Here is a 295-nt window from a genome sequence, read left to right on the forward strand (position 1 = left end):
CTTAATGGTGTTGGAAGTGCGGCTGCCGATAACGGACCAGCCTGTCGGCACCACCCATTCATAGCTGGTAGCCCCATCAACCGGATCGATCGAATAAGTATGTTCAGAGCCGGCACACAGGGTCGTTTCTCCGCTGATAGCAGTTGGTGCGACAGGAATATCAGACACGGTGATCGCCTTGGTTGCGTTGCTGCTGGCGCCGCAGTCGTTGGCAGCAGAAACCTCTACATTACCCGACATTGTGCCGATCTTCACTTTTACCTGGGCTGTGCCCTGGCCTTCCAGGATCTCCCAG

1 protein-coding gene is annotated in these 295 nt (G+C 55.9%); it reads right to left on the reverse strand.

Annotation, left to right across the window (positions count from 1 at the left end):
* Nucleotides 1–295: hypothetical protein (locus OB13_RS14275; RefSeq protein ID WP_461490843.1), on the reverse strand; the 295-nt coding region annotated here is incomplete at both ends.

Source organism: Pontibacter sp. HJ8 (assembly GCF_054824225.1).